The sequence below is a fragment of the Vibrio sp. S11_S32 genome (genome assembly GCF_014694465.1).
GTDB classification, from domain to species: domain Bacteria; phylum Pseudomonadota; class Gammaproteobacteria; order Enterobacterales; family Vibrionaceae; genus Vibrio; species Vibrio algicola.
In genome coordinates this window covers 135,186-158,624 of the sequence record NZ_JAAUWS010000002.1, presented here as the reverse complement: position 1 = coordinate 158,624, position 23,439 = coordinate 135,186, and the positions used below count along the sequence as shown (strand labels likewise).

16 protein-coding genes are annotated in these 23,439 nt (G+C 44.2%); 11 read left to right on the top strand and 5 right to left on the bottom strand.

The window, feature by feature from the left end; all coding sequences use genetic code 11:
- The first annotated feature begins 510 nt into the window (after positions 1-510).
- From HC723_RS02400 to emrD, 11 genes are all read left to right on the top strand, one after another.
- Positions 511-2,193, top strand: coding sequence for an ABC transporter substrate-binding protein (locus HC723_RS02400; protein ID WP_153447735.1), 1,683 nt, complete (start codon positions 511-513; stop codon positions 2,191-2,193).
- Positions 2,194-2,356: 163 nt separating this feature from the next.
- On the top strand, positions 2,357-3,343 hold the full coding sequence (locus HC723_RS02395; RefSeq protein ID WP_190338105.1) for an ABC transporter permease: 987 nt from the start codon (positions 2,357-2,359) through the stop codon (positions 3,341-3,343).
- Positions 3,344-3,345: 2 nt separating this feature from the next.
- On the top strand, positions 3,346-4,371 hold the full coding sequence (locus tag HC723_RS02390) for an ABC transporter permease (protein WP_153447737.1): 1,026 nt from the start codon (positions 3,346-3,348) through the stop codon (positions 4,369-4,371).
- 1 nt (position 4,372) lies between these two features.
- A complete protein-coding gene (locus tag HC723_RS02385; protein WP_153447738.1) occupies positions 4,373-5,371 on the top strand; it encodes an ABC transporter ATP-binding protein in 999 nt (332 codons plus the stop codon).
- Positions 5,372-5,442: 71 nt separating this feature from the next.
- Positions 5,443-6,444 carry an ABC transporter ATP-binding protein gene (locus HC723_RS02380; protein WP_153447739.1) on the top strand — a complete coding sequence of 334 codons (1,002 nt, stop codon included), beginning with the start codon at positions 5,443-5,445 and terminating at the stop codon, positions 6,442-6,444.
- Between the two features lie 115 nt (positions 6,445-6,559).
- Positions 6,560-8,284 (top strand): glycoside hydrolase family 9 protein, encoded by a 1,725-nt coding sequence (locus tag HC723_RS02375; RefSeq protein WP_190338103.1) that lies wholly within the window; start codon positions 6,560-6,562, stop codon positions 8,282-8,284.
- Positions 8,281-9,159 carry an N-acetylglucosamine kinase gene (locus tag HC723_RS02370; protein ID WP_190338101.1) on the top strand — a complete coding sequence of 293 codons (879 nt, stop codon included), beginning with the start codon at positions 8,281-8,283 and terminating at the stop codon, positions 9,157-9,159. The genes HC723_RS02375 and HC723_RS02370 overlap by 4 nt, the downstream gene beginning before the upstream one ends.
- Positions 9,160-9,302: 143 nt before the next feature.
- Positions 9,303-11,222 (top strand): beta-N-acetylhexosaminidase, encoded by a 1,920-nt coding sequence (locus HC723_RS02365; protein WP_190338099.1) that lies wholly within the window; start codon positions 9,303-9,305, stop codon positions 11,220-11,222.
- 74 nt (positions 11,223-11,296) lie between these two features.
- On the top strand, positions 11,297-13,702 hold the full coding sequence (locus HC723_RS02360) for a GH36-type glycosyl hydrolase domain-containing protein (protein ID WP_190338097.1): 2,406 nt from the start codon (positions 11,297-11,299) through the stop codon (positions 13,700-13,702).
- A 288-nt stretch (positions 13,703-13,990) separates the two neighbouring features.
- Entirely contained in the window at positions 13,991-15,403 is a 1,413-nt protein-coding gene (locus tag HC723_RS02355) for a phosphoglucomutase/phosphomannomutase family protein (protein ID WP_190338096.1), read from the top strand.
- 746 nt (positions 15,404-16,149) lie between these two features.
- The gene (gene emrD / locus HC723_RS02350) at positions 16,150-17,355 is read left to right on the top strand and encodes a multidrug efflux MFS transporter EmrD (RefSeq protein ID WP_190338093.1); all 1,206 of its coding nucleotides are present in this window, start codon (positions 16,150-16,152) and stop codon (positions 17,353-17,355) included.
- A 180-nt stretch (positions 17,356-17,535) separates the two neighbouring features.
- Here emrD and HC723_RS02345 read toward each other — a convergent pair whose 3' ends face one another.
- The 5 genes from HC723_RS02345 to HC723_RS02325 form a co-directional block, all read right to left on the bottom strand.
- The gene (locus tag HC723_RS02345; RefSeq protein ID WP_153447746.1) at positions 17,536-17,874 is read right to left on the bottom strand and encodes a HopJ type III effector protein; all 339 of its coding nucleotides are present in this window, start codon (positions 17,872-17,874) and stop codon (positions 17,536-17,538) included.
- Between the two features lie 102 nt (positions 17,875-17,976).
- Complete coding sequence (locus HC723_RS02340) at positions 17,977-19,068, bottom strand: ABC transporter ATP-binding protein (RefSeq protein ID WP_190338091.1); 1,092 nt, start codon at positions 19,066-19,068, stop codon at positions 17,977-17,979.
- 2 nt (positions 19,069-19,070) lie between these two features.
- The gene (locus HC723_RS02335; RefSeq protein ID WP_190338089.1) at positions 19,071-20,714 is read right to left on the bottom strand and encodes an ABC transporter permease; all 1,644 of its coding nucleotides are present in this window, start codon (positions 20,712-20,714) and stop codon (positions 19,071-19,073) included.
- 119 nt (positions 20,715-20,833) lie between these two features.
- A complete protein-coding gene (locus tag HC723_RS02330) occupies positions 20,834-21,847 on the bottom strand; it encodes a Fe(3+) ABC transporter substrate-binding protein (protein WP_190338087.1) in 1,014 nt (337 codons plus the stop codon).
- A 256-nt stretch (positions 21,848-22,103) separates the two neighbouring features.
- Complete coding sequence (locus HC723_RS02325; RefSeq protein ID WP_190338086.1) at positions 22,104-23,333, bottom strand: ammonium transporter; 1,230 nt, start codon at positions 23,331-23,333, stop codon at positions 22,104-22,106.
- Positions 23,334-23,439: the final 106 nt, after the last annotated feature.

The window sequence follows — 23,439 nt, the reverse complement described above, 5'->3', positions numbered from 1 at the left end:
TTGGATTTTTGTTGACCCCAAAAGCGTAACTTTTGTAGGTAATGCGAAGTCAGTCACAACAAATTGGCAATACTATTTTTCAGTAAAAAAGTAAGCTCACTCACTGTAAGTGATCCAGATCGCAAGATCAAAAGCAATAACAAACACCACCTTATTTAAAGCACTAAAACGTAGTGATTACTAACTTACACTAACCAAATAAACGTAATCGTGATATGCATCACATTTCAAACTGCGCAATAAAACGACAAATTTAATTTTATTTTTACGTTATTAACGTCACAAGCCATAACTTTGACGTTTTTAACGGGAATACAAATTGACGATTTCAACGATAAGGTGTTTTCTGTACTGGCAAAGGGCCTACAGGCCACTCTGGAATGATTAGTGAATGTTTGAACATCACATCCACAATAGAAGATTATTCAGGGGTAGGTCTTAAGCGAGTGTTTATCAATTGATGACATTCCTTTTAATAAGCTAAATCAAAAGCAAAAGTAAGGAACAGCTATGCTTAACAAAATAAAAAAAACAGCAATCGCTGCAGCAGTTATCTCTGTTGCAGCTACTGGTTTCTCTACAGTAGCAACAGCTGCAGAGCGCAGTGAATTGACTATCGTACCGGATTTCTACCCTACATTTGTACGTAACTTTAACCCGTACTTAGGTGCTACTAACTTAAAAACAACGACGGATTTCATTTACGAGCCACTAGTTATCTTTAACGAAATGCACGGCAATACGCCAGTGATGCGTCTTGCAAAAGATTTCAAAATGTCTGATGACCTAATGACGGTAACTTTTGATATCCGTAAAGGTGTTAAATGGTCTGATGGTAAGCCGTTCACAGCACACGATGTGCTTTACTCGTTTAACCTTGTGAAAAAATTCCCAGCACTTGACCAATCTGGTATTAACAAGCAACTTAAAAGCGTTGAGATCAAAGGCGACTACCAAATTATCTTCCACCTAAACGAAGCTAATTCAAATGTCCCTTACGAGATTGCCAAAGTGCCTGTTGTTGCAGAGCACATCTGGAAAGACGTAAAAGATCCAACCACTTTCACCAATGAAAACCCTGTAGGTACTGGTCCATTTACTGAGATCGACACCTTTACACCACAACTTTACATTCAGTGTGAAAACCCAAATTACTGGGATGCGAAAGACCTAAATGTTGATTGTTTACGCGTGCCACAAATCGCCAACAATGACCAACTATTAAGTAAGATCATTAACTCTGAGTTAGATTGGACGTCTTCGTTCGTACCAGACATTGATAAAACCTACGCATCTGTCAGCAAGGATCACCATTACTGGTACCCTGCAGCAGGTACACAAGGCTTTATGGTGAACTTTGCTGAAAAAGATCCAGCTAAGAAAGAAGCATTGACTAACGTTGACTTCCGTCGCGCATTCTCAATGGCTCTTGACCGTCAAACTATCATTGATATCGCATTCTACGGCGGCGGTACAGTCAATGACTTCGCATCGGGCCTAGGCTACGCATTCGAAGCATGGTCTGACGAAAAAGTTCACAATAAATACAAAGGCTACAACACTTACAACGTTGACGGCGCGAAGAAGCTGCTTGCTAAAGCGGGCTTTAAAGACGTAAACAACGATGGATTTGTTGATACTCCATCTGGTAAGCCATTTGAGTTATTGATTCAATCACCAAACGGTTGGACTGACTTTAACAACACAGTACAGCTTGCGGTTGAGCAACTAGAAGAAGTGGGCATTAAAGCCAAAGCACGTACCCCTGAGTTTGCGGTTTACAACCAAGCAATGCTTGATGCGAACTACGATGTTGCGTTCACTAACTACTTCCACGGTGCGGATCCATACACTTACTGGAACTCGGCTTACAACTCAGCGTTGCAAAGCGGTCAGGGTATGCCTCGTTTCGCGATGCATTTCTTCAAAAATGATAAGTTAGATTCATTGCTAAACAGCTTCTACAAAACGGCTGACAAGCAAGAGCAAATGAACATTGCTCACCAAATCCAACAAATCATTGCTGAAAACCAAGTAACGATTCCTGTTATGTCTGGCGCGCAATTCTTCCAGTACAACACGAAGCGCTTCACTGGTTGGTGGAATGAGAAAAATCCAAAGGGCCGTCCAAGCATCTGGGCTGGTATTCCTGAGCGTCTATTGCAAGTACTGGACCTAAAACCAGTTAAATAAGCAAGTCGTTCACTCGTGCGGCGCATGCCTAATGCGCCGCCATTTAAATCTCCCTCCTACTGATAAAAGTATGGCGCTCGTCGTCAGGGGATTTCTTTGTCTGAAATAGGCGTCCTGAAACCAGAGTCAGGCCAAAAAATCTGGGATAGTTAAGGTGTAAGTTATGGGATTTTTCTTAAGACGTTTAGGTTTTTATTTTATCGCTTTAGTCGTCGCTGCAACGATTAACTTTGCGATTCCGCGTGCCATGCCTGGTGACCCAGTTACCATGATGTTTGCTCACGCTACTGTGCAGGTTACTCCAGAACGTATCGCGGCAATGAAAGAGCTATTAGGCTTTGTCGACGGTAATATTTTTATACAATATTTTGCCTACATTAAAAACATTTTCCAATGGAATTTGGGCACCTCAATTCAGTTCTTTCCATTACCAGTGTCTGACTTATTAGGTCGTGCATTTGGATGGTCATTATTTTTAGCCGGTACTGCGGTTGCTTTCTCTTTTTCTTTAGGTTCCATTCTTGGTATTTTCGCTGCATGGAAACGTGGCAGCAAATTCGACACTTTTATTTCTCCAGGAATGTTAGTGGTGCAAGCGGTACCACAAGTGGTTATTGCGATGTTAGCCATGTTTATCTTTGCGGTTGGCTTGCGTTGGTTCCCAACCGGTTACGCTTACACCGCAGGTAACCTACCTGATTGGACTAGCTGGACATTTATTAAAGATGTCGCCTATCACGCCGTTCTACCTTTGTTCTGTGCCTCTGTGGTTCAGATTGGTGGCTTCTTAATTAACATGCGTAACAACATGATTAACTTGTTAGGTGAAGATTACATCACCATGGCAAAGGGGAAGGGCTTAAGCGAAAACCGAGTGGTGTTTAACTACGCGGCACGTAACGCCATGCTACCAAGTGTGACCGCGCTGTCGATGTCGTTAGGTATGGCAATTGGTGGTCAGTTGATTGTTGAAATCATCTTTAACTACCCAGGCCTAGGTTCGGTGTTATTTAACGCCATCAACTCTCGTGACTATCAAGTTCTGCAAGGTCAACTGCTTATCATGACCTTATTTATGCTGTTCTTTAACTTACTGGCCGACATGTTGTATGTCGTACTTGACCCTCGCCTACGTAAGGGAGGCAAATAATCATGAAAGGTTTCCTTAAATTAATAGTCGGTAATCCTAAAGCTTTAACCGGCATGATTATCTTAATGTTATTCATTTTTATCGCAGTATTTGCTCCGTTTATCACTAAACATGCACCCGATAAACGTACCGGTAATCCACATGAATACCCAAGTGCTATCGTAAAAATGGCACAAAGCACGCCAGACGGATGGGTCGCAACCAATCTTGCTAACGACCGCCGCACTATGGCGATGTCGAAAAAAGCCGATCACACACTGGGTACCACTCGTATGGGGCGTGATGTTTGGTCTCAACTTGCTTACGGTGCTCGTGTATCGCTAGGTGTGGGTTTTGGTGCTGGTATTGTGGTGTGTTTCTTAGCCACAGTGATTGGTGTTTCGGCTGGCTACTTTGGTGGCAAAACCGATGATGTACTCACCGCCGCCATGAATATTATGTTGGTAATACCGCAGTACCCACTACTGTTTGTTCTGGCTGCCTTTATTGGTGAGGCAGGGCCATTAACCATCGCCTTGATAATAGGTTGTACCTCCTGGGCATGGGGCGCTCGTGTGGTACGTTCACAAACTTTAGCTCTACGTGAAAAAGAGTTCGTCAAAGCAGCAGAAGTATTGGGTGAATCTTCATTCCGCATTATTTTTGTTGAAATTCTGCCAAACCTTATCTCGATTGTAGGCGCAAGTTTCATCGGTTCTGTGATGTATGCCATCATGATGGAAGCGACTATTTCGTTCCTAGGTCTTGGCGACCCAAGCACCATCAGCTGGGGCATCATGTTATACAACGTACAAACCTCATCCGCCATCTTGGTTGGCGCATGGTGGGAACTGATTGCACCATGTATGGCATTGACTGTATTGGCTGTTGGTCTCGCACTGCTTAACTTCGCAGTTGATGAAGTTGCTAACCCGCAATTACGTTCACATAAAGGCATGAAGCGTTGGAAGAAGATTGCCGAGCAAGACGTAAAAGAACGGACACCAGAAATGCCTCCTCAAAATGCACTTTGGAGCGGAGATAAATAATATGACAGATATCAATAAAAATGAGCCGCTCATCTCAGTTCGTAACTTATGTGTTGATTACATCACTGACGCGGGCGATGTCCGCGCGGTGAACAATGTAAGTTTTGACCTAGCGCCAGGCGAAGTATTTGGTCTGGCCGGTGAGTCTGGTTGTGGTAAATCAACCGTCGCATTCTCGCTAATGCGTCTGCATAAGCCGCCAGCCTTTATTACCGGCGGTGAAGTGATTTTTAACGGTGAAGATATTTTGAAGTACAGCGAAGACCGTATGCAGTCTTTCCGCTGGAGCCAAATGTCGATGGTATTTCAAAGTGCCATGAACGCCTTGAACCCAGTATTACCTCTAGAAGAGCAATTTTGTGATGTGATCATGCGTCATACCAATATGACTCGTGATCAAGCGGTGATTCGCGCTCAAGGTCTATTGGAAATCGTGGATATTCACCCCGATCGCTTAAACGATTACCCGCACCAGTTCTCTGGTGGTATGCGTCAACGTTTAGTTATTGCAATTGCGTTAGCGCTTAATCCTAAAATGATCATTATGGATGAGCCAACCACCGCACTCGATGTAGTGGTACAACGTGAAATTCTGCAAAAGATTTATGCGCTAAAAGAAGAGTTTGGTTTCTCAATTTTATTCATTACCCATGATTTGTCACTGATGGTCGAGTTCTCTGACCGCATCGGCATCATGTACTCAGGTGAATTAATTGAAGTCGCACCTTCAAAAGAAATTTTAGAGTCGCCTTACCATCCGTACACCAAAGGGCTGGGGTCTTCTTTCCCACCGTTAACTGGGCCAAAAACCAAGCTAACGGGTATTCCGGGTAACCCTTTGAACTTGCTAGACATCCCACAAGGCTGTCGTTTCCAAGCTCGTTGTGAACGTGTTCATGACACTTGTCGCCAAGTTCCAACCCAATTGCGTCAAATTGAGCCGGGTCGATTGTCTAACTGTCATTTATATGGCGAGCCAATTTCAGTCGCGACAGTATAGCGAACCAACGCATAGAAAAAACGGCGATAACAGCCAGTTAACAAAGAATTAGCGTAAAGCTGGAGACAATTATGAGCTCATCAGAAGTATATGGAAAATTGTTGATTGAAGGGAAGAATCTGATTAAAGATTTCCCGCTTAACAGCAATTCAATGAAGCAAACCAAAATGCGCGCTATCAATGACGTGTCATTTAAGATGTACAAAAGCCGTGGTCTTGCTGTGGTCGGTGAATCGGGTTCAGGTAAATCGACCACCGCCAAAATGATCGCCAAAATGTACGCTCCAAGCGGTGGCCACATTGAGTACAAAGGTCGTGATATTCAAGAGATCAAAAAGAAACACGATCTAATGCAATATCGTGAAGGGGTGCAAATGGTATGGCAAGACCCGTTTGGGTCGTTAAATCCAACCCATAACATTTTTCACCACATTGCTCGCCCTTTGATAATTCATAACAAAGTAAAAAGCAGCAATAAAAAAGAGCTACAAGAGCGTGTTTATGAACTGCTTGAGCAAGTGGGCCTAAACCCAGCCAAAGAAACCTCAGTGAAATTCCCGCATCAGTTATCTGGCGGTCAACGTCAACGTGTCAACTTGGCTCGTAACATTGCAGTCGGCGCTGAAGTGGTACTTGCCGATGAACCAACATCAATGTTGGATGTTTCGATTCGCGCCGGTGTTTTGAACCTAATGGAAGAGATGAAGTTTGAGAAGAAAATGTCTCTACTTTATATCACCCATGATATCGCTACCGCTCGTTATATTGCTGAAGACCTTTCAGTCATGTACGTCGGACACATGGTGGAATGGGGCGACACCGATGAGATCATTCATGATCCTCAGCACCCATACACTCAATTATTGGTATCAGCGGTTCCGGATCCTAAGAAATCGATCCACGAAAAGCTAAAAGGCAATAAAGGTGATATTCCACTTTGGACGCCAGAGTCTGTCGGTTGTCCATTTGCCGGTCGTTGTCTGCATGTGTCAGATAAGTGCCGCGAAAAAATGCCGGAAGTAACGCAACTTTCGACTAACCATTTTGTTCGCTGTTACTTATTTGAAAAATAAACACGCATTACCTAAGAACATTGAAGCGGCAAGCTTGTCGCTTCAAGTTACAACAGATTGGCTCTGACTCTTAATCGGTGTCAGAGCCTATTTTAAAAGAGGCTAGGAGCATTCGATGCAAATTTTTACTAACCATATTGGTTACCCTTGCTTTAGTAGCAAAAATGCTGTGGTACTTGCCTCAACACTGGACCAACATCTGACCGCTAAATTGGTCGATGCGAATACTCATCAAGTGGTGAAAAATCTCCTCATCTCTGGCAAAAAATCAGTCGATAACTGGCATTTTGGCGACTTCTATCAAATCGACTTTTCAGACTTCACCCAAGCCGGCCACTATTATCTTGCGATTGGCAGCGATCATTCTCATGCTTTTGAGATCGGTCAAAATGTGCTAATGAAGCGCACTTTTTCCGATTGTTTGCACTATTTCAAATCTCAACGTTGTGGCGGGATCTTCGATCAACGCGACCGCAACACCCCTGTTCTTAATAGTGAAAATACCGTCGATGTGCATGGCGGTTGGTATGATGCCTCTGGGGATGTGAGTAAATACCTCAGTCACCTTTCTTATGCCAATTTCCTCAACCCACAACAAATTCCAATGGTTGTGTGGAATATGTTGAAAGGTTTAGAACTGACAGCCGAGATGAACAGTTTTGCCCGTTTTTCGACGGTTCGATTAACCGAAGAAGCCTTATTTGGCGCTGACTTTTTAGTGCGTATGTTGTCACCTGAAGGCTATTTCTACACCACTGTTTTTGATAAGTGGAGTAAAGATATTAATCAACGCGAGATCTGCGCTTATGAAACTCAAGATGGGCATAAAGGCGAAGATTATCAAGCTGGATTTCGTCAAGGTGGCGGCATTGCCATCGCCGCCCTCGCCCGCGCTTCTCGCTTAGAAGAACACGGTGAATTTAATTCAAATCAATATTTAGAAGCGGCGATCAAGGCTTATCAACATTTGGTTGAGCACAATACTCAATACCTCAATGACGGCACTGAAAACATCATTGATGAATACTGCGCGTTATTAGCGGCAGTCGAACTTTTCCACTGCACTCAAGAACAAGAATTTGCCAATCAAGCACAGATCTGGGCACAACGTTTAGCTCAACGCCAAATGAGTGATGAGAATATGACTCACTTTTGGTCGGCTAATGATGATGGTTCTCGTCCTTATTTCCATGCCTCAGAAGCCGGTTTGCCCGTGATCGCACTATGTGAATATTTAGCAATTGAAACCGACCCTAATGCCAAACAAGTTACGCGACAAGTGATTGAAAATGCGCTTCGTTTTGAATTAATCATCACAGGTAAAGTCAACAACCCATTTGGTTACCCGCGTCAATACGTTAAAGGGGTCGATGAAGCCAAACGAGAAGCCTTTTTTGTCGCTCACAACAATGAGTCTGGTTACTGGTGGCAAGGTGAAAATGCCCGTTTAGCCTCGTTATCCTGCATGGCCAATATTGCGCAAACTCACCTACAAGATGCCGCCCTTATCTGCGATTTACAGCGTTTTTCACAATCGGCGTTAGATTGGATTGTCGGCTTGAATCCGTATGACATGTGCATGCTCGATGGCCATGGTCACAACAACCCTGACTATCTACCCGAGCTTGGCTTTTTTAATGCTAAAGGCGGCGTATGTAATGGCGTGACGGCCGGCTTTGAAGATGAGCAAGATATTGCGTTTAATCCCGATGGGCAAAAAGATGACATGCTGCAAAACTGGCGTTGGGGTGAGCAATGGATCCCACATGGTGGTTGGTATTTATTGGCAATCATTGCCCAACAACATCATCTTGATTACGCCATGAAGGAGTCATTATGAACTCATATTATTTAGTCGGTATTGATGGTGGCGGAACCTCTTGCCGTGCTCGTTTAACCGATCCGCAAGGCAACATTTTAGGCGAAGGCAAAAGCGGCAGCGCCAATATTTTATTAGGCGTGGAAGTTGCAATGGCTTCAATTATTCATGCCGTAAGAAAAGCCGCTAAACAAGCCTGCCTCAGCGAAGCCGATTTTAATTCGATGCACTTAGGCTTGGCATTAGCGGCAGCGGAACAAAGAAAAACGTGGCAAGGCTTTATGCAACTGGATCACCCTTTTGCCAGCATCGTATTAAATACCGATGCTTATGGCGCGTGTTTGGGCGCACACAATGGTCAAGATGGCGCGATCATGATCGCAGGAACAGGATCGTGCGGGCTATTGATCAAACAAGGTCAGCAACATGTGGTTGGTGGTCGTGAATTCCCGATTTCCGATCAAGGCAGTGGCGCGATCATGGGTTTGCATTTAATCCAATACACTTTACTCGCTCAAGATGGCATCAAACCCCATTCCGATATTACGCAAATTGTAATGCAGCATTTTAATCAAGATGTTGATGCCATTGTTGAATGGTCGAAAAGAGCGCGCCCTTGTGATTACGGCCAATTTTCGCCACAAATATTTCAATGTGCCGCCAATGGGGATGAGGTTGCCAACAATCTTTTACAACAAACTGCGGCCGATATTGATATGTATCTAGAGGCACTTCATCAACGAGGCGCTAGCAAGATTGCCTTAATGGGTGGCATTGGGGTGCGTATCGGGCCTTGGCTCAAACCGCAAAGCCAGCAATGGTTAGTCAAGCCGCAAAAAGATGCCATTGATGGTGGGCTAATGATGGCCAGTAAACCAGAGCACAATTTATTTTAAGGTCTTTGTTTTAAGGACATTGCTTTAAGGTCATTGTTTTAAAACCGTTATTTACAATGCTTATTGAAAAGCACTTGCTTTAAAGCGTTGATTTTTACGCGATGGCGAATATAACTAAAAATAACACCGCAAAAGGTGGGAATATGAATTACCGAATTGATCTTGCTGTTATCGAACAACAAACCAACTACTCTCGTTTTGGTTTAACGCTGCATAATCTAAGTGATCATGATCTACATGATTGGAGTATTCATGTCAGTTTTCGACGCTATATTCAGCCACAAACGTTAACTCAAGGTCAGATTAAGCAAGTGGGAGGTTATTGTGTTTTTACCCCACCACAAGGCGTAACCTTACAAGCCAATAATTCGTATTATGTTGAATTTGGTACCAATACTGCGCCTTTCCAATTACTTGATGACGGCTTTGATGATGCCTTTATTCAAATGGTCAAAGATGGCATCACCCAAACACTTAATGTGGTGGTCACCCCGATCGCCCTTTCATCCAGTCCAAAGAGACGCATTTCGCTTCCTGTGGTTACTGCCAACTTAAATGGCGTGATCCCAGCCCCTCAGTTTATTGAAGCGCAAACCGGATACTTTAATTTAGAAACGCCAATCACCTTTCAAGCACACAGCAGTTACGCTCAGTCCGCTTTGGTATGGCTCGCCGATGAACTCAGCCAAGTTACTGACTTTCCGATAAAAAAAAGCAGCCAAGGCAACGTCTGTTTTGTGACTACGCCAACCCTTGCCGAAGGTGAATACAAATTAGAAATTCAAGCTCAGCAAATATTACTTGAAGCCAACTCAAGCAGTGGTTTTATGTATGCTGCCACCAGCTTACTGCAATTGATCAGCAACCAATTTGATGCCAACAGCCAGCAATTGCCTTGCACTTTAATTCAAGATAAACCGCGCTTTGAGCACCGAGGCATGATGCTCGACTGTGCTCGTCATTTCCACACCGTCGAGCAAGTTAAGCGCTTGATCAATCAATTGGCCAAATACAAGTTTAACGCCTTTCATTGGCACTTAACCGATGATGAAGGTTGGCGAGTGGAGATCAAAGCGTTGCCACAGCTCACCGACATTGGGGCATGGCGCGGACTAAAAACGCCAATCGAGCCGCAGTATTCTCACTTAAGCGAGACCTATGGCGGCTTTTACAGCCAAGACCAAATCCGCGAGGTTATCCGTTATGCCGCTGAGCGCAATATCACAGTGATCCCTGAGATCGACATTCCAGGTCACTGCCGCGCCGCGATTAAATCATTGCCGCATTTATTAGTTGATGCCGAAGATCAATCGCAATATCGCAGCATTCAATACTACACCGATAACGTGTTATCCCCTGCCCTACAAGGCACCTACACCTTTATCGACACCGTATTAGAAGAGATCGCCGATTTATTCCCATCGCCTTTGGTTCACATTGGTGGTGATGAAGTACCAGAAGGGGTATGGACTCAAAGCCCGAAATGCCAAGCGTTAATGGCTTCGCAAGGCTATACCGACCCTAAAGAGTTGCAAGGACACTTATTACGCCACGCGGAAAATAAACTCAAATCACTAGGCAAGCGCATGCTCGGTTGGGAAGAAGTTCAGCATGGCGATAAAGTTAGCAAAGACACCATTATTTGCTCTTGGTTAAGTGAAAACGCCGGTTTGCATTGTGCCAGCAATGGCTTCGATGTCATTTTGCAACCCGCGCAATTTACCTACCTCGACATCGTACAAGACCATGGCGCAGAAGAAATGGGCGTCGATTGGGCTGGGGTGACACCGCTTGAGAAATCATACAGCTATGAGCCTTTATCTCAGCTAGACAGTCATGACCCTGTCCGCCAACACATTTTCGGTATTCAATGCGGTTTATGGTGCGAGATCATCGACACCCCAGAGCGCATGGAGTACATGCTTTTCCCACGACTTCTGGCCATAGCGGAAGCGTGTTGGACCGAAAAACAAAACCGTAATTGGCAAGACTTTTTAGCGCGTTTACATGGCCATACACCAACGTTATCGCGCCAAGGGGTAAAATTTAAATCACTAAACTGATCAGCTGTTTATCCCCTAGGTAATACGGGGGATATTTTTAATTTTAAGTAAGAATTTTGATTAAGGAAGAGAAAATGAAATACGGCTTTTTCGACAATGACAATCGTGAATATGTCATCACTCGTCCAGACGTGCCTGCACCATGGACCAATTATTTAGGCACAGAAAAGTTCTGTACGGTTATTTCTCACAATGCAGGTGGTTACTCTTTCTATAACTCACCAGAGCATAATCGTGTCACTAAGTTTCGCCCTAACGCGTCATTTGATCGCCCTGGACATTATGTCTATTTACGCGATGATGAAACCGGAGATTACTGGTCAATCTCATGGCAGCCAGTAGCAAAAAGCCTCGATGAAGCAAGCTACGAAGTGCGTCACGGCTTGTCTTACTCTAAATTTAAGTGTGAGTACAACGGCATCACCGCCACTAAAACCTTGTTTGTACCAAAAGGTGAAGACGCAGAAGTGTGGGATGTGGTGATCAAAAACACCAGCGACAAACCACGCACCATCAGTACGTTCTCGTTTGTTGAATTCTCCTTTAGCCACATTCAATCCGACAACCAAAACCATCAAATGTCATTGTACTCAGCCGGTACTGAATACAAAGGCGGCGTGTTGGAATATGACCTTTATTACAACACCAATGAGCAGGAAGGTTTTTACTACCTCGCTTCTACGTTCGACCCAGATTCATACGATGGTCAACGTGATAATTTCTTAGGTTTATACCGCGATGAAGCCAACCCAATCGCGGTAGAACAAGGCAAGTGTTCAAATTCAGCCCAAACCTGTTACAACCATTGTGGCTCGTTGCATAAGCAATTTGTTATCCAACCGGATGAAGAAGTTCGCTTTGCGTATATCTTAGGTATTGGTAAAGGTAACGGCGAGAAATTGCGTACTAAATACCAAGATCTGGCAAATGTCGATGCGGCTTTCGCTGGCATTAAAGCCCACTGGGATGAGCGTTGTAACAAGTTCCAAGTGAAATCGCCAAACCAAGGCTTAGATACCATGATCAACACTTGGACTCTATACCAAGCAGAAACTTGTGTGGTGTGGTCGCGTTTTGCTTCCTTTATCGAAGTCGGTGGTCGTACTGGTCTGGGTTACCGTGATACCGCCCAAGATGCAATTTCAGTTCCGCATTCCAATCCTGAAATGACTCGTAAGCGTTTGGTTGACTTACTGCGCGGCCAAGTGAAAGCTGGTTATGGTCTGCACTTATTTGATCCTGATTGGTTTGATCCGGAAAAAGCTGATGTTAAACCGTCTAAATCTCCAACTGTGGTTCCGACCCCAAGTGATGAAGATAAGATCCACGGCATTGAAGATACTTGTTCAGATGATCATTTATGGATCGTCCCAACCATCTGTAAATATGTGATGGAAACCGGCGAAGAGTCATTCTTTGATGAGCAAATTCCTTACGCGGATGGTGGCAACGCTAGCGTTTACGATCACATGAAAGCGGCGCTGGATTTCTCGGCTCAATATGTCGGCAACACCGGTATTTGTAAAGGCCTACGCGCCGATTGGAACGACTGCTTAAACTTAGGTGGCGGCGAGTCTTCTATGGTGTCTTTCCTGCATTACTGGGCGCTACAAGAATTCATCGACCTCGCTAAATACCTAGGCAAAAACGACGATGTCGATACTTACACCACCATGGCAGAAGGCGTACGCCAAGCATGTGAAACTCACCTGTGGGATGACGAAGGCGGTTGGTACATTCGCGGCCTAACCAAAGATGGCGACAAAATCGGCACGGCGCAACAAACCGAAGGTCGTATTCACTTAGAGTCAAACACGCTCGCTGTCTTGTCGGGCGCCGTATCACAAGAACGTGGCGAGCGTGCGATGGATTCGGTCGATGAGCACTTATACTCTCCTTACGGCTTGCACTTAAACTCTCCGTCTTTCTCTACTCCAAATGATGACATTGGTTTTGTCACTCGTGTGTATCAGGGCGTAAAAGAAAACGGCGCGATCTTCTCTCATCCAAACCCTTGGGCATGGGTAGCAGAAGCCAAATTAGGCCGTGGCGATAAAGCGATGAAGTTCTACGACGCGCTTAATCCTTACAACCAAAATGAAATGATCGAAAAACGCATTGCTGAACCGTATTCATACGTTCAATTCGTGATGGGACGCGATCATCAAGATCATGGCCGAGCAAACCACCCGTGGTTAACCGGTACTTCTGGCTGGGCTTACTTTGCGGTAACCAACTTTATCTTAGGCGTGAGCTTAGGTTTTGAAGGCTTAAACATTGACCCATGTATTCCAACCGATTGGCCTGGATTTGAAGTGACTCGTCAATGGCGTGGTGCGACTTTCAACATCACAGTACAAAACCCAGATAATGTCAGCAAAGGGGTGAAATCCATCACTTTGAATGGCGTAGCAATCGAAGGCGCGATCCCAACTCAAGCGGATGGCAGCGTGCATGACGTTGTGGTGGTAATGGGCTAGAGCTAAAAAACATCGTCATCCCAAGCTGAGTATTTGTGGAATGACAACAAAAAACACCGTCATCCCGTACATGAGCATAAGCGAAGAAGATACGGGATCTCGCTTTTAAAGCAGCAATACAATCTAAAGCGAGATTCCGGATAACTCGTTCCTCGTTTCCGGAATGACGATAAAAAGTATCGTCATCCTGAGTACGGGCAGTTTGGTATGACAGCAAAAAAACATCGTCATCCCGATCATTAGCATTTTTGGGATGACGCTGAACAATTACATTTTAAGGATATCGTTATGATCAAATTTGGAACTGGCGGCTGGCGCTCATTTATTGGGGAAGAATTTACCCAAGCCAATGTTCGCCTCGTCGCTCAAGCTGTTGCCAACATCATGATCAATGAAAATGCGGTCGATAAAGGCTTTGTTATTGGCTATGACCGCCGCTTTTTATCCGATAAAGCTGCAACATGGTTCGCCGAAGTATTAGCCGCTAATGGCATTACGGTGAGCTTTATTAATCGCTTTGTCCCAACCCCGATTGTGATGTTTCAATGCAACAAAATGGGCTGTATTTATTCAGCTTGTATTACCGCGTCCCATAACCCAGCCGACTATAACGGCATTAAAGTGTTTATCGAAGGCGGGCGTGATGCCGATGAAATCATCACCGAAAAAATTGAAACTCAAATTGCTGGCTTAACCGCAAGCGATGTCAAACGGGTCGAATTTGAAGACGCGATCGGAACAGGCAAAGTGGTCATCATTAATCCAATGAACGATTTTGTTGATTCAGTGATCAACTTTATTGATATTGAAGCGATTAAAAAAGCCAACTTACGCGTGCTGATTGATCCTATGTTTGGGGTGGCGAAAAATGCGCTGCAAACGGTATTGATCAATGGTCGTTGTGATGTGGATGTGATCAACGATGGCGAAAACCCTTCTTTCGGCGGTTTAATGCCATCACCCAATGCTGCAACCTTATACCGTTTAAAGCACTTAGTGGCAGCGGAAGGTTATGACATTGGTATTGGTACCGATGGCGATGCGGATCGCTTAGGCATCATCGATGAGAAAGGCAACTTTATCCACCCAAATGAAGTGCTAATGCTGCTGTATTACTACTTACTTGAGTACAAAGGCTGGAAAGGCTCGGTAGTACGGAACATTGCTACCACCCACCTGTTGGATAAAATCGCAGCCGATCATGGCGAAAAGAGCTTTGAGGTTCCAGTAGGCTTTAAGCACATCAGTAGCCAAATGGAAGCCGACGATTCACTGATTGGTGGTGAAAGCTCGGGCGGCTTAACCATTCGCGGCCACATTAAAGGCAAAGATGGCGTATTTGCCTCTAGCTTATTGGTCGAGCTTATCAGTGTAACTGGCAAGAAGTTATCTGAGATGCTGGATGAGATTTACGCTCGTTATGGTTATGCCTACACAGCGGAAGGCGATTGCACCTTTAAGCCTGCGCAAAAAGACACGTTATACAACAAAATTTATGTGGAAAAACTTCTACCTGAATTTGAATATGAAGTAGAGAAAGTCAGTTATGAAGATGGCGCTAAAGTCTACTTCAAAAATGGCGGCTGGGTCATTGCCCGCTTCTCTGGCACTGAACCACTACTGCGTATTTTCTCGGAAATGGAAGACAAGCCAACCGCAGAAAAAATCGTCGCCCAGATGAAAGCATTTTTAGCGCTATAAAATAGCCAGCAAACTTACTTCTAAAAGAGATCACAGTGAAAGCTACGATCTCTTTTTTTTGTTTTAACTAACAGAAAGCGAGTTTACCCCCATTTTAACAATTTACTTACCGATCAAAATTGAATACAGATAGAAGTGTAAAAGGCAATGGACGGCCTTTTCTCAAGCGACCAAGGATGGGACCGCATTTTTTCAGCGTATTAAAATTAATTGGGATTGGGATAATTCCGCCTAAATTTTGCTTGGTTGGGCGCTGGTTTTTTTGTGTAAATCGTCATGGATGACGATTAGGCTTCTTGAGGGCATGGATGTCCTCTTGAAGCCGTTAACAAAAAGACCAAGTCCATCCAAGATAACAAAATTTTTAGTGGCGGCCTTTTTGCCACCTTTTTTGGCTGTTGAAAAAAGGTTGGTCGCCGAAGGCTAGCCGATGAACAAACAAAGTGAGGTTAAATGTAATAAGAAGATGACTCCGAAACGAGTATTATCAATACAACAACCCTCCCTCGCCCTCCCTTAGCGGTGAGCTCGACACTAAACATCAATATATTGGCTAAAGGAAGGGAATAAGGCATTAGAATAACTAATCCATTACCTCGATTTTGATCTTGCAAACTTAGTCACATTTAGATTGCCGAAATTGTGTATTAACACTACTATTCTCGCCATCAATAAGGTCACTTTTCAACCGGCTTTATTTCACCCTATTTTGCTTAAATTATTGTTATTAACCCAGGAGAGATTGCATGTCTGCGCCGCTTAGTTTTATCAAACTAACCTTTTTGATCGCCATTTTAGCGGCGGTCGGACAAATGACGCAAACCATGTATGTGCCATCAATGGGCTATATGGCGCATGAATTCCATGTATCGGCAGCCTCAATGCAAGCGGTTATGGCGTGTTACTTGATCCCTTATGGCTTATCACAATTTATCTACGGCCCATTATCTGATCGCTTTGGTCGTCGCCCGATTATTTTAGTCGGCCTGAGCATTTATATTACCGGCTCAGTTATTGCCCTTTTTTCGCATAACTTTAGTTTATTTCTAGTTGGCAGCTTTATCCAAGGCATGGGAATTGGTTGTGGCGGCGCAATGGCTCGCACCTTAACCCGTGATTGTTTTTCTGGTGCGCAACTGCATAAGGTTAACAGCTTAATTAGCATGTGTTTAATGTTCTCGCCTTTAGTTGCGCCTTTATTAGGTGGCTACTTAACCGAAGCGTTTAACTGGCGTGGTAGTTACTTATTCTTAGCTCTATTTAGTATTGGCGTGACTATCATCATGTTTACTCACATGAAAGAAACGCTACCAAAAGAATCTCGTCGTTATGATTCGGTTAGCACAAGCTATCGTTATGTGCTCAGTAGTCGTCAGTTTCAAGGTTACCTGTTATGTTTAGTCGCAACCTTTGCTGGTGTAGCATTATTTGAAGCGGCGGCGGGCGTACTATTGGCGGGCAAATTGAAACTTGCCGCCACCACAGTGAGTTTATTATTTATTGTGCCGATCCCTGGTTATTTATTAGGCGCGGCAATGTCGAGTTGGGTTGCCTCTCGTCATTCAGAAAAACGAGCGCTTAATTTTGGCTTAGTCGCCATTGCGATTGGTTCTTTGGTGATCTTTATTCCAGGCTTATTTGGTTACACCAATGCATTAACGCTAGTTGGCGGCGCAACCATTTATTTCTTAGGCGCTGGGGTGTTATTCCCGGCGGCGACCACTGGTGCTATCTCTCCATTTCCATATCACGCGGGTACTGCTGGTGCGATATTAGGCGGTTTTCAAAATTTTGGCGCGGGGCTTGCCACATTGGTTGCCGCGATGATCCCGGCGCAAAATCAACTGCCATTAGGGGCATTGATGTTAACCATGTCTTTATTAGCTGTGATTGGTTTGCATCGAGTCAACAAAACCCCAATCTCACCCGATTCTTTGGGATCTGCGGTTTAATCGTGATTTGAGTATATCCATTCAAACAACAAAGCCGCACTCGAGCAATCGAGTGTGGCTTTGTTATGTCAATTCCAACAATTTAATCAGCGACCAAGGATGGAGCCGCGTCTTTTCGGCGTATTCAAATTGATCAAAAATTAAATGGAATGGGTATTATTTATCGCCCAAAATTCAAATCTACTTTAAAGCCGGCGCTGCAAACTCGATCCCCGCCCAACCATGTGTGATGAAATTACGAATATTTTGATGATCTTCATTTTCTGGATGTTCCAATACATCTTGACGATAAAACTTGCCAAAACATGCCAAGGTTTGCGCTTCAGTCAGGTTATGCATTTGCGCAAAAGCAAAGATCTTGCAAGAGCCATTATTCTGCCCCGCATCATTCTCCACTTCACCATTTTTAAATGCCGTTGGCGTAAAGGTAAAGTTTCCATCAATCACACTAATGGTCTGTTCAAATTCAACCGATAAAGGTTCGGTCGTTACTTGGTGTACAAATTCGGTTAATTCCATCTACTGCATTCCTTTTATAAGCATTGAATTAATATCTCAAGCTTAACATTAGATAAAACAGAGTTCGAGAAATCACTGTAACTCATCATTTCAAATAAAGAACTAGCCAAACACCACTGCGGAGCTAGTATCAACCGCCACACTGACACTTTGGCCAACATCGAGTAGTTGATTGGCTTGAGCGAGTAATTTCACCCCTTGCACATCAATCATATAGCGGCAATGCTCACCCATAAATTGTTGCTCAATCACTTGAATATCCCCCTCTGCATCAGCGTGGATCATCACTTGTTGTGGGCGCAATAAAATCTCACAGGCCTGTCCTTCTCGCACATTAGAACCCATAACTTCAAGTATGCCTAATACGCTATCAAAACGGTTTTCGACTCCTTTGATTGCGGGTAAATAAGCACCGCCACCTAAGAAATTAGCCACAAACTGACTCGACGGTTGGTAGTAAAGCTGCGCCGCGCTACCAAATTGCTCGATCACGCCGTGATTCATGACCGCCATTTTATCGGAAAAGGCAAACGCCTCTTCACGACTGTGAGTCACAAAAATTGCGGTCACGCCCTGCTTCTTAAAAATCGAGCGAATATCACGAATAAGATCATGGCGAACTTGAGTATCGATATTGGAGAACGGCTCATCCAATAATAATAAATCCGGTTTATAAGCCAGCGAGCGAGCGATGGCGACACGTTGTTGCTGTCCACCGGATAATTGATGCGGATAGCGATCATTTAAACCGGATAAATGCACCAATTCGAGCATGCTTTCTACCACCTCAGCTTGCTCTATTTTATTCAAATCGGTTAAGCCAAACGCCACATTTTCACTCACGGTTAAATGTGGAAACAGCGCATAGTCTTGGAAGATCAAGCCGATATTACGAGACTCTGGCGGCAACCAAGTGTCACCATTGTCGATCACGGTATTGGCCAAGGTCATGTTGCCTTTTGATAATGGCAGCAATCCGGCAATCGCTTTTAGTAGCGTGGTTTTGCCACAACCGCTAGCACCAAGGAGACAGACGATCTCGCCTTTTTCTACCGTTAAGTTGAGATCTTCAAGTACCGCTTGAGTGCTTGATTGATCATCGTAACAGCAAGTAAGATTGCGAATGGTTAATTCCGCTTGAGAGGCTGTGTGTTGGTTTTGGTTTTGGTTTGAGTATTGAGCATTACCTGACATTATTAATGCGCCTTTTCCAATGAACGGTTAACTAAGATTAACGGGATCAATCCCACTAAGATCAATAAAATAGCAGGCAGTGCCGCCATTTCTAATTGCTCATCAGAAGCAAAGTTATAAACATAAGTGGCTAAAGTTTCAAAATTAAAAGGCCGTAACAGCAAAGAGGCGTTGAGCTCTTTCATCGACTCAATAAATACCAGTAAACCGGCGATCAGTGCGCCGCGCGACACCAACGGCAGATGAACTCGGCGTAACATTTGATTGGTGTTGCATCCCATAGTGCGCGCCGCCATATCCAAGCTTGGTGATACTTTGCTTAATCCGCTTTCAATACTGCCAATCGCCACCGCCGAAAAACGCACGGTTAATGCAAATACTAACGCGAACATAGTGCCGGAGAAAATCAAGCCAGGTCGTCCCCAGTCCATCAATTTTGCAATATCATTCACGCTATGATCTAAGGTTAATACTGCCACCATAATACCAATCGCCAGCACCGTGCCCGGAACCGCATAACCCAGTGAGGCTAATCGCATCGGCAAAGCGCTGTTATTCGAATCATTGGATAAGCGGCGATAAAAATTAACCACCAAAGCTACGCACACAGCGGTTATCGCAACGCTAAAGGAAACATATAAGCTATTGATGGCGTAAGTGGTGAATTCAGTGGTCCAACTGCGACTAAAATAGCGTTTGGCATAATCGCCTAATTGAATGATCGGAAATAAGAAACCTGCACACACTAACCCCCAGCACCAAAATGAAACCAGCCATTTTTTGCCTCCAGTTAATGTATAACGATTATCTTCATGGCTAGAAAATTGAGTTTGAAAACGTTTTTGCTTGCGACGACTGTAACGCTCTAGGCTTAATAGCAACACCACCACCAACAACATAATGGCGGAGATTTTGGCGGCTGCCGTCAAGTTAGAATAACCGAGCCAAGTATCATAAACGGCGGTGGTTAAGGTGCGCACCGCAAAGTAATTCATGGTTCCATAATCGCCCAGCGCTTCCATCGCCACTAAAGATAAACCAACCGCAATCGCTGGGCGAGCAAGAGGTAATGAGACTCGACGGAAACTTTGCCAAGGGGTACATTTTAACAGGCGAGCAGAATGAAGCAGCGATGAACTTTGTTCCATAAACGCCGCGCGAGCCAATAGGTAAACATAAGGATAAAGCACTAAAGCTAAAATGGTGATCGCGCCAGCAAGCGTGCGTAAATCGGGGAACCAATAAGCGCGAACCTGCCAACCGGTCAGATCTCGTAATAGAATTTGTATCGGCCCTGCCACATCAAACCAATCGGTATAAATATAACCCACGATGTAACCTGGCATCGCCAACGGTAATACTAATGCCCATTGCAGCACCTTTTCACCTGGTACTTTGCACATCGCCATAAACCAAGCGGCAGGCACGCCAAATATTGCACTCAGCAACATAGTGCCAGCCACTAAAACCACGGTATTATAAGTGTAGGTCGGCAGAACAGTGGCAAATAGATGAGCAAACAAATCGTCGGTTTTGCCCAGCGAAGTATTAAATAGCGCGGTATAGAAGATCGCCAGGATCGGCAAAACCAGCAGCAAGGTTAAGCCCCAACTGCTGGTTTTCCATAATAAAAATCGTTCTTTCATTCCCTACCACTCAAAGGTCGAAAGTCAATAGGATCCCGATGTCATTACAAGCTGCAGCTTGGCTAACCATTTAATGGTTTACGTCCACTGCAACTCGAGTTCAAGGGGGCAATCACTGATTAAAGATCAAACTTCACTTCATCAAGCAGTTTAATTGCCGCGGCATGATGCGCTGCAATCTCATCGAGAGATAAAGTATCGGCTTTATAATCCCCCCATGACGCCACTAAATCTGAACGTTTCACGCCCGCTTTTACTGGTGATTCAAAGTTGTCTTGTGCATACATACCTTGCGCCACATCACCCGACAAAAACTCCATTAACTTAACGGCATTGTCTTTATTGGGTGCGTATTTCGCCATCGCCATACCACTGATATTCACATGAGTACCTTTGGCTTCTTGACCTGGGAAGTTGATGTAAACTGCATCAGCCCAAGCTTTTTGATCTTTATCGTTCAGCATTTTACCTAGGTAGTAACTGTTGCCGAGAGACACATCACATAGACCTTCTTTGATCGCTTGAACTTGAGCACGATCGCTACCTTGGGGCTTACGAGCAAGGTTAGATTTCACACCTTCTAACCAAGTTTTGGTTTCCGTTTCACCATAATGAGCAATCATGGCGGAAACAAGTGAAACATTGTAAGGATGTTTACCAGAACGAGTACAAATCTTGCCTTTAAATTCAGGCTTAGCTAGATCCAAATAATCAAATGAAGCCGGTAGTTTACCAATGCGATCTTTTGATGAATAAACCGCGCGAGCACGAGTGGTTACGCCAAACCATTCGCCTTCTTTATCACGGTATTGAGATGGGATATTGGTATTAATGATCTTGCTATCCACCGGTTGCACTACATCCATTTTAGTTAATTCAGCCAGACGACTAATATCAACGGTAAGCACGACATCTGCGGGGCTGTATTCACCTTCTTGCTTAAGTTTTTCCGCTAAACCTTCTTTGGCAAACTTAACATTCACTTTAATGCCGGTTTCTTTGGTGAATTCCTTCAGCATTGGTTCAACAAGAAATGGCTGACGATAAGAGTAAACATTTACTTCGTCTGCCGCCATAACACTGGGTGAGAACGCACTGACCGCAATGGCAGAAGCAAGAAACAGCTTTTTCATATTCAATCCTTTAATAAGTTAAATGCAAGTGATAATAGTTATCAATGCGATTATTGTATAGAGTTTGTTAAATAACTCAATATCTCAGGATAGATAAATGTCAAAAAGCCCCACTCAAACGAGCAGGGCTTTGTAATTAAATGTAAATATCTTTCATCCTTGGCGCTACAGAGTTGTTGGCTACGTTTATTCACCCTAATCACATAGTTGACATAGTGACCAACAAAGCTGCGGCTTCAATTACGACGAGTATTACTTATTTAGATGAAGAAAACTCAGGGTAAGCCACGACACCACAATCGTGAATGTCCATACCTTCAACTTCTTCTTCTTCTGATACTCGGATACCCATTATTGCTTTGATGATACCCCAAACCACAAGGCTAGCACCAAATACCCAAGCAAAGATAACCACTGCGCCGAACAACTGAGCGCCAAAGCTTGCATCAGCGTTACTGATTGGCACAACCATTAGGCCGAAGACACCACAGACACCGTGTACCGATAGTGCACCTACTGGATCATCAATCTTCACTTTATCAAACGCTAGAATACTAAATACCACTAAGATACCCGCGACACCACCAATCAGAACGGCAGCGACTGGTGATGGTGAAAGAGGGTCGGCAGTAATAGCGACTAAGCCAGCTAATGCACCGTTAAGAATCATCGAAAGGTCCGCTTTACCCCAGATTGATTTAACTACAATCAGCGCAGCAATCGCACCAGCTGCTGCAGCCGCATTGGTGTTTAAGAAAATTTGACCTACCGCAGTGGCATTTTCAAAGTTAGAAAGCGCAAGTTGCGAGCCACCGTTAAAACCAAACCAACCCATCCATAAGATAAACGTACCTAATGTTGCAAGCGGCATGCTTGAACCTGGAATTGGATGAATGTCGCCATTTTTACCGTATTTGCCTTTACGAGCACCAAGTAGTAACACACCTGCTAGTGCAGCAGCCGCGCCGGCTAAGTGAACAATACCAGAACCCGCAAAGTCACTAAATCCTGCTTCTGCTAGGAAACCACCACCCCATGTCCAGTAACCTTCCATTGGGTAAATAAAGCCAGTAAGAACCACCGCAAAGACTAAGAAAGAGAAAAGTTTCATACGCTCAGCAACCGCACCAGAGACCACCGACATTGCGGTAGCAACAAACACAACTTGGAAGAAGAAATCCGATCCGAGTGAATGGTCTGCACCTTCTGCTTGAGTACCAATTAATGCGCCAATAGAAGGAATAAAGCCGCCTTCATCATTGCCGACGTACATTATGTTGTAACCCACTAATAGGAATACCGTACAAGCAATAGCATAAAGCACAAAGTTTTTAGTTAAGATTTCGGTGGTATTTTTAGAGCGAACCAACCCCGCTTCTAACATGGCAAAACCGGCTGCCATCCACATCACCAACGCCCCTGAAATAAGGAAGAAAAAGGTATCGAGTGCGTATCGTAGTTCTACTACTGTGGTTGAAAGTTCCATTTTAAATTCTCCAATCGTTCTATTTTAAGCTAGCAATTTATACTCAAGTCATTGATGTTTGTAGCGAGCGTTTCAATAAAGCTACAACGTCAAGTAAGACGAGTAA

Bases quoted from the DNA above. Each gene is read 5' to 3' on its own strand.
- HC723_RS02400 (WP_153447735.1), top strand. From the start codon at position 511: ATGCTTAACAAAATAAAAAAAACAGCAATCGCTGCAGCAGTTATCTCT.
- HC723_RS02395 (WP_190338105.1), top strand. From the start codon at position 2,357: ATGGGATTTTTCTTAAGACGTTTAGGTTTTTATTTTATCGCTTTAGTC.
- HC723_RS02390 (WP_153447737.1), top strand. From the start codon at position 3,346: ATGAAAGGTTTCCTTAAATTAATAGTCGGTAATCCTAAAGCTTTAACC.
- HC723_RS02385 (WP_153447738.1), top strand. From the start codon at position 4,373: ATGACAGATATCAATAAAAATGAGCCGCTCATCTCAGTTCGTAACTTA.
- HC723_RS02380 (WP_153447739.1), top strand. From the start codon at position 5,443: ATGAGCTCATCAGAAGTATATGGAAAATTGTTGATTGAAGGGAAGAAT.
- HC723_RS02375 (WP_190338103.1), top strand. From the start codon at position 6,560: ATGCAAATTTTTACTAACCATATTGGTTACCCTTGCTTTAGTAGCAAA.
- HC723_RS02370 (WP_190338101.1), top strand. From the start codon at position 8,281: ATGAACTCATATTATTTAGTCGGTATTGATGGTGGCGGAACCTCTTGC.
- HC723_RS02365 (WP_190338099.1), top strand. From the start codon at position 9,303: ATGAATTACCGAATTGATCTTGCTGTTATCGAACAACAAACCAACTAC.
- HC723_RS02360 (WP_190338097.1), top strand. From the start codon at position 11,297: ATGAAATACGGCTTTTTCGACAATGACAATCGTGAATATGTCATCACT.
- HC723_RS02355 (WP_190338096.1), top strand. From the start codon at position 13,991: ATGATCAAATTTGGAACTGGCGGCTGGCGCTCATTTATTGGGGAAGAA.
- emrD (WP_190338093.1), top strand. From the start codon at position 16,150: ATGTCTGCGCCGCTTAGTTTTATCAAACTAACCTTTTTGATCGCCATT.
- HC723_RS02345 (WP_153447746.1), bottom strand. From the start codon at position 17,874: ATGGAATTAACCGAATTTGTACACCAAGTAACGACCGAACCTTTATCG.
- HC723_RS02340 (WP_190338091.1), bottom strand. From the start codon at position 19,068: ATGTCAGGTAATGCTCAATACTCAAACCAAAACCAAAACCAACACACA.
- HC723_RS02335 (WP_190338089.1), bottom strand. From the start codon at position 20,714: ATGAAAGAACGATTTTTATTATGGAAAACCAGCAGTTGGGGCTTAACC.
- HC723_RS02330 (WP_190338087.1), bottom strand. From the start codon at position 21,847: ATGAAAAAGCTGTTTCTTGCTTCTGCCATTGCGGTCAGTGCGTTCTCA.
- HC723_RS02325 (WP_190338086.1), bottom strand. From the start codon at position 23,333: ATGGAACTTTCAACCACAGTAGTAGAACTACGATACGCACTCGATACC.